Annotated in this window: 5 protein-coding genes and 1 pseudogene; 5 read left to right on the top strand and 1 reads right to left on the bottom strand. The window is 62.0% G+C overall.

Features of this window, described 5'->3' with window-relative positions:
* The 3 genes and pseudogenes from istB to K5Q19_RS20090 all read left to right on the top strand — a co-directional run.
* A pseudogene (istB, locus tag K5Q19_RS20100) lies at window positions 1–340 on the top strand (IS21-like element ISSsp5 family helper ATPase IstB); the annotation flags it as partial.
* Between the two features lie 72 nt (window positions 341–412).
* Window positions 413–1,567, top strand: coding sequence for a TonB-dependent receptor (locus tag K5Q19_RS20095; protein WP_004212916.1), 1,155 nt, complete (start codon window positions 413–415; stop codon window positions 1,565–1,567).
* Window positions 1,567–3,267 carry an alkaline phosphatase D family protein gene (locus K5Q19_RS20090; protein WP_004212915.1) on the top strand — a complete coding sequence of 567 codons (1,701 nt, stop codon included), beginning with the start codon at window positions 1,567–1,569 and terminating at the stop codon, window positions 3,265–3,267. Before K5Q19_RS20095 ends, K5Q19_RS20090 begins: the two co-directional genes overlap by 1 nt.
* Here K5Q19_RS20090 and K5Q19_RS20085 read toward each other — a convergent pair.
* Window positions 3,260–3,529: a hypothetical protein gene (locus K5Q19_RS20085; protein WP_004212913.1), complete on the bottom strand. Its 270-nt coding sequence runs from the start codon at window positions 3,527–3,529 to the stop codon at window positions 3,260–3,262. The genes K5Q19_RS20090 and K5Q19_RS20085 overlap by 8 nt on opposite strands.
* Before the next feature lie 171 nt (window positions 3,530–3,700).
* Between K5Q19_RS20085 and K5Q19_RS20080 the strand changes: the two genes are divergently transcribed.
* Together K5Q19_RS20080 and K5Q19_RS20075 are read left to right on the top strand one after the other, a co-directional pair.
* On the top strand, window positions 3,701–3,883 hold the full coding sequence (locus K5Q19_RS20080; protein ID WP_143058613.1) for a hypothetical protein: 183 nt from the start codon (window positions 3,701–3,703) through the stop codon (window positions 3,881–3,883).
* Between the two features lie 419 nt (window positions 3,884–4,302).
* The gene (locus K5Q19_RS20075; protein WP_292948794.1) at window positions 4,303–6,732 is read left to right on the top strand and encodes a TonB-dependent receptor; all 2,430 of its coding nucleotides are present in this window, start codon (window positions 4,303–4,305) and stop codon (window positions 6,730–6,732) included.
* Window positions 6,733–6,791 lie beyond the last annotated feature (59 nt).

Here is a 6,791-nt window from a genome sequence, read left to right as displayed (position 1 = left end):
CAGCGAAATGATGGAGGCCCGCGACGAGCGCCGTCTTCTGCGCTTCCAGAAGCAGATGGCCGGATACAAGCTGCTCATCATCGACGAACTGGGCTTTGTGCCGCTCTCCAAGACCGGCGCCGAACTGTTGTTCGAGCTGATCTCCCAGCGTTACGAACGCGGCTCCACCTTCATCACCAGCAACCTGCCCTTCGACGAATGGACCGAAACCTTCGGATCTGAGCGTCTCACAGGCGCGCTCCTCGATCGCCTGACCCATCACGTCAGCATCCTCGAGATGAACGGCGAAAGCTATCGCCTCGCGCACAGCCGGGCCCGCAAGGCCAAAACCAGACCCTGAAAATTACACCAATGCCGGGGGGAGTGGCCCTCGGGCTACGCCCTCACGCCACTCCCCCCGGCATGTAACACGATGGCCTGGTTTTACGCCGCCGAATGGCCGACTTTTGCTCCGCCGTTGACAATCGAGGCACGGCTGCAGAATCGCGACAAGGGCAACATCAACTGGACGGTCGGCGGTGCCTGGTTCAAGGACAAGATCAGCCTGTTCAGCACGCTGGACGGCGCCGACACCTTCCGTACCGTGTTCGAAGCGAACTATCTGCAGCGGCGCGAAAGCCTCGCGGCCTTCGCAGACGTCGATTTCAAGGTCGCGCCGCGCCTTCGTGCCGATCTGGGCGTGCGCATCAGCAACGAAAAGAACCGCTTCAGCGGCTACACGCATGATCTCAACCCCTATGGCGTGTCGATCGGATCGCTGGTGTTCGCCCTGCCCGCCGAATTCGACAACAAGCTCAGTGAGACGAGCCCTTCGGGTCGCGCCACGGTCACGTATGAACTGAGCGAGGATGCACGGGTCTATGGCTCGGTCGGACGCGGCTTCCGTGCCGGCGGTTTCGACGGCAGCACGATCTGGTCGACCCCCGAAGCCGATGCATTCAAGTCGGAAAGCGTATGGGCCTATGAAGGCGGGGTGAAGTTCATGCCTGCGCGCGGCCCTGTGCAGTTCGAAGTTGCGGGCTTCTATTATGATTTCTCGAACATTCAGGCCGGTTCCTTCCGCACCTATGATGGCGCCACCACCAGCGTACGCACCAATGTGGGCAAGGCGCGCAGCTATGGCGGCGAGGCCAGCTTCACGATCCGCCCGGTGCGCCCGATGACCATCAATTTCGGCGTCGCGCTGCTCGACACGAAGGTCACCGCGATCGAGGCGATCACCGCTGCCGAAAAGGCGCGCCTGGGCAACGACTTGCCGTTCGCGCCGAACATGACGCTGAACGGCTCGATCCGCTACGAGTTCGCGCTGAACGATCGCATGACGCTGACGCCTCAGGTCGATGCCCGCTACGTCGATGCCTATTATGGCGATCTCGACAATACGGCGCCGGTCGGGGACTTCGCGCTCGTCAATGCGCGCATCGATCTCAAGATCGACCAGCGCTGGACCGTGGCCGGCTTCGTGCGCAACATCGCCGATGTCGATTACACGACCGGCGGATCGGCGACGCAGGCATTCAGCGGCACGCCGCGCACCTGGGGCGTTTCGCTCGGGGCGCGTTTCTGATGGCGCTGACGCGGCGCGGCGTTCTTGCGGGATCGGCGGCGGGCGGGCTTTTGCTCGCCGCCGGTCCCGCCGGGGCAAAAACGAACATGGTCTTCGCGCATGGCGTGGCGAGCGGCGATCCGCATGCCGACAGCGTCCTGCTGTGGACCCGCGTGACCGATCCTGCCCATGGGCCGGTCAGCGGCACATGGGAAATGGCCGAGGATGAACTGTTCACGCGCATCGCTGCGCGCGGATCGTTCAGCACATCGGCGGCGCGGGACCATACGGTCAAGGTGATCGCCTCCGGCCTGAAGGCGGGCCGCGAATATTTCTACCGCTTCCGTGCCATGGACACGGTATCGGCGATCGGGCGGGCAAAAACCCTGCCAACGGGACGCATCGATCGTCTCGATATCGTGCTCGCCTGCTGCGCCATGTATATGTTCGGCGAATTTCACGCCTACCGGGCCATTGCCGATCGGGAAGCGGTGGACCTCATCCTCTTCGTGGGCGACTATATTTACGAATATGGCGCCAACTCGATGCCCGCACTCATGGATGTTCGGGCGATCGAGCCAACGCACGACACGGTCACGCTCGCCGACTATCGCGCACGCTATGCACAGTGGCGTCGTGATCCGGCCCTGCGCGACGCCCATGCCCGCGCGTCGTGGATTTGCATGTGGGACGACCATGAAATCGCGAACGACGACTGGATGCATGGTGCCCAGCATCACGATCCGGCGGCCAACGGCGACTGGGAGGAGCGCAAGGCTGCGGCGGTTCATGCCTATCTGGAATGGATGCCGATCCGCGATCCTGTCACTTCCGATCCCTATGGCATCACCCGCAGCTTCGCGTTCGGCGATCTCGCGACGCTGGCCCTGCCCGAAACCCGGCTCAAGGCCCGCCAGCAGCAATTGTCGCTGGCCAAGGATCTCGACTGGCATGTTGTCGACCGGCGCGGCAGTGGGGAGCGGGTGATATCCGACCCGGCGGAACTCAAGACACTCGACCTCAAGGCCCTGCCGCAAGGCGTCACGCGCGAACCCGATGTCGCAGCCTTCCGCGAGAAACTTGCCGATCCCGCGCGCGAAATGATCGGCGCGGAACAATGCGCATGGCTGGCGGACGAACTGAAGGCCCATAAGGATGCTCGCCGCCCGTGGTTCCTGTTCGGCAGCGCGACCATCCTGTCCAGCTACGTCTATCCCGATCTGACGAAGTTTCCCGATGGCAAGGTAGCGCTGGCGCCGATGTACGCCCTGACGCGCTATGGCCTGCCGCTTCTCAATGTCGATTCCTGGGACGGCTATGCCGGCGAGCGGGACAAGCTGTACGACCAGTTCGAGAAAAGCGGCGCGAACCTGCTCGTGCTGTCGGGCGACAGTCACATGGCCTGGATCAACGAACCCCATCGCGGGGACCGCCGGATTGGTCTCGAGCTTTCCGCCTCCACGCTGACCGGTCCTTCGATCGGGGAACTGCTCCTGCCGTCGGGGCCGGTCGGCGACGCCTTTGTCCACGACAATCGCGATATACGCTGGTGCGACACCAATGCCGTTGGTTTCGTAACGGTATCGCTGACACGCGACCGGGTGGAGGCCGACTTCGTCCGCGTCCTAACGCCGCGCCAGGCGATCGGAAAGCTCGACATCGCGCGCCATGCCAGCGCACGGATCGCCGAAGATGGGTTGAGCGGCTGGGAGATCAGCTGACCGAACGGCACTGCGTCGGAGCGATCCGGCGCAGTGCCAGCAGGCCGATGAGGCCAGCCAGGCATGAGGGCAGCGCGTAGATCGCCCGCAAGGTGGTTTCGCCTAGCCCATGCGCGGCACCCGGCAGGAAGCCGATAAAGGCGAGCGCCGTGAGCGCCCCGAAAACGCCCAGCGCGGCGGCGAGCTTGTTCGCGACATTGAACGGCGCATAGTGCGTGGCAGCAAAGCCATTGCCGCCCGATCGCACCAGATCCGACACCATCGCCCGCAGCAGCTATATAGTCCGCACCCCATGCGAAACTGCGGATGAGCAGATGGGCCAGCAGCAGCGCCCCGGTCCACCCGTGAATCCCCAGTGCCTCCTCTATGAAGAAGAGCGTCACCGCCCCTTCTGCCGCGTCGGCGGCGCCGAGCGCCCGCATAGAGCAACAGGATGAGCACCAGTTCCCGGCGCAGCAGTATCGGGACCAAGGAGTCTCGATTGCCTTGGTACATCCACATCGACGAGGAAAAGACCGCGAGGTCGCTGGCGCTCAAAGGCGCTTTTCTTGCTCCTTTCATGAACGGCTTGTCGCTGACATGGAACGACCGCCTTGCAGGATCTGATGATGATTGAGTTACAAATTACGACGCGGACTTTTTTGTACGAGAGATTCTATCCGTAAAACTGACTCACGGCATAGCAACCGGGCACAACAACTATCGGCTCGGGAGAAAATAGTCTCTGAGCCCAACCCACTATCGTCATTTGCTGCACAATGCCCGATGCTCGCCTGCGAACTTTCCCCTTACCGAAAAGCTTGGGCTACTTACTGAGCGCAGACGGACCAATACACAGCCACGCCTGATATCTCTCGCCGAAATTCGGACCTACACCGCACCTTGACCGCCATCATAAGCGTCAGGACGCAATGCAACATGTCCGCCGCCCAAATGTCATCAAATCGACCCGAAACGGACCGGAAATCGCAACTCGCTCCATTTAACGCGATGCTGCAAGTGCGAAATTGCGCGCTGCTTTGGGGATATTGGGTCATGAATATTTTGCACACGCGTTCGCGCGCCTGCCTGCTAGGCAGTGCCGGCCTGCTCGCTCTGGTAGTAAGCGCGCCCGCTTTTTCGCAGACGCCCACGCCCGCAGCAGACCAAGCGGCGCAGGTCGATGGCGAGGCAACGTCCATCGTCGTGACCGGTGTTAAGGCTACACGCTCTGCGACCGCCATTACCACAACCGAAATCCAGAAGATCCTGCCGGGCGTTGCGCCGTTCAAGGCGATCCAGACCCTGCCGGGTGTCATGTATGTGACTGCCGATCCGTGGGGCAACAACGAGCAGAACGCCTCGCTCTTCATCCATGGCTTCAGCGCTCAGCAGTTGGGCCATACCCTGGACGGCGTGCCGCTGGGCGATCAGAGCTACGGCAATTTCAACGGCCTCTCTCCGCAGCGCGCTATCATCTCCGAAAATGTCGGCAGCGTCGTTGTCGCCACCGGCACCGCGGAACTGGGCATCGCGTCGACCAGCAACCTGGGCGGCGGGATCGAGAATTTCTCCAGCGATCCGCGCCAGCAGATGGGCGCACAGTTGAACCACACTTTCGGCAGCTACGGGACGGCCCGCACATTCGTTCGCCTCGACAGCGGCGAGTTTGGCGACGGCAATAGCGGCTATGTCTCGGTCCTGCGCCATCGTGCGCGCGCCTGGGATTTCCGCGGCAAGCAGAAGGGCTGGGCCGCCAACGCCAAATTCGTCCATGACGACAGCAATGGCAAGCTGACCGCCTATTTCAGCTATTCCGACAAGCAGGAACCCAATGAGGACGCGACCACCGTCTTCAAGAACCCTACCAATGCGGCGCAGGCCTATCAGCCCTATACCCGCCCCTTCTTCTACCCCGATTTCGCCGGCGCGGTCGCTTATCTGAACGCCAGCGGCAATGTGCCGGCCGCCGAGGCGCAGAATTATCGCAACTATTACAGCGCCGCGATCCGGACCGATTATCTGGGCTACATCAAATATCAGGCCCATCTGTCCGACCAAGTCGACTGGTCGAACCAGGTATATTATCATAATAATGACGGCGCGGGCATCGTCGCCGGACCGATCACGGTCGCGGGCCTGCCCAACCTGTTCTCGCTCTATTTCCCCGGCCAGAATCTGAAGACGGCCACCGGCAATTCGGGCTATGCGATCCGTACCACCGAATATCGCATCGATCGCGGCGGCATCCTGTCCTCGATCGACGCGACGTTGGGCAACCATCAGATTCAGCTTGGTGCGTGGTACGAATATAACAGCTCGGCCGCCTATCGGAACTGGTATGCGCTCAATGTGACCCGGCCGCAGGACTACAACCCCTATTCGCTGCCGCCGCATGATCCGCTGTTCACCCAATATGCCAGCGAGATGCGCACCAATGTTCTGCAACTTCATGTGCAGGACAGCTGGCAGGTCACGCCCAGCCTGCTGGTCCAGGGCGGTTTCAAGTCCAGCCTGCAATTTGCCAGCGGCACCTTCCCGGTCCAGCCGATCATCGGATCGCTGCCTGGTTCGGCAAGCGCCCTGCCCGAAGGCGAGATCAACACCAAGCGCTGGTTCCTGCCCGCGATCGGCGCGAAGTGGGACTTCACCGACAGCGAGCAGGTCTATGTCAACGTGCAGAAGAACCTGCGCCACTTCCAGCCTTATGGCGGCGGCGGCGTCACGCCGTGGAGCAGCGGCAGCCAGGCGGCATTCGACAATCTGAAGTTCAATGGCCGCCCCGAAACCTCCTGGGTCTATGAAATCGGCCTACGCAGCCGCCGGACCATCGACAGTTCGTTCCTGACCGGGATCGAAGCGCAGGTGAACTATTATCATGTCGATTTCAGCGATCGCCTGCTTGGCATCACGCCTCCCGGCGCGATCGGCGGCATCGGCGGCAGTGGCATCAGCGGCGGCACACCCGCCGTGTTCAACGTCGGCGGCGTGAAGACGGACGGTATCGACGCGGCGCTGACGCTGCGCTTCGGGCAGGTCTTCTCGCTCTACAACGCCGTGTCCTACAACCGCTCCATCTACGACAGCGACTATAGCACTATCACTGGCGCCGCGACTGGCACGCGGATCGGCGGCATCGCGACCGTGGGCGGCGTCGTGCCCACCGGCGGCAAGCTGATCCCTGTCAGCCCGAAGTGGATGAACAAGACGGTTGCGACGCTGACGCTCGGCGATTTCGATGCCCAGATGATCGGCGACTATGTCGGCCGCCGTGTCACCACCTTCACCAACGATGCATCGGTCAAGTCGGTGTTCCAGGCCAGCGCCCGGATCGCTTATCGCCTGCCCGCCAGCATGGTCGGCCTGCAAAAGGCGGAGATCAGCCTGAACGTCACCAACCTGTTCGACACGACGGGTGCATCGACGGTGCAGGCGAGTGCGAACACCAACAATTACAATGTCTACCCAATGTCAACACCGGGATAAAAACGGGCCAGGCACCGGTTTAAAAAGGGGCCAGTTGGGTTGAATAAAAAGCCCCATGG

The sequence above is a fragment of the Novosphingobium sp. genome (assembly GCF_019748365.1).
In the GTDB taxonomy this organism is placed as follows: Bacteria; Pseudomonadota; Alphaproteobacteria; order Sphingomonadales; family Sphingomonadaceae; genus Novosphingobium.
Note: the sequence above shows the minus strand (reverse complement) of the source record. Positions and strands in the feature narration are given on the sequence as shown.

What these genes read in the sequence shown, in the direction of transcription:
- K5Q19_RS20095 (WP_004212916.1), top strand. Translation starts at nt 413, where the DNA reads ATGGCCTGGTTTTACGCCGCCGAATGGCCGACTTTTGCTCCGCCGTTG.
- K5Q19_RS20085 (WP_004212913.1), bottom strand. Translation starts at nt 3,529, where the DNA reads ATGGTGTCGGATCTGGTGCGATCGGGCGGCAATGGCTTTGCTGCCACG.
- K5Q19_RS20090 (WP_004212915.1), top strand. Translation starts at nt 1,567, where the DNA reads ATGGCGCTGACGCGGCGCGGCGTTCTTGCGGGATCGGCGGCGGGCGGG.
- K5Q19_RS20080 (WP_143058613.1), top strand. Translation starts at nt 3,701, where the DNA reads ATGAGCACCAGTTCCCGGCGCAGCAGTATCGGGACCAAGGAGTCTCGA.
- K5Q19_RS20075 (WP_292948794.1), top strand. Translation starts at nt 4,303, where the DNA reads ATGAATATTTTGCACACGCGTTCGCGCGCCTGCCTGCTAGGCAGTGCC.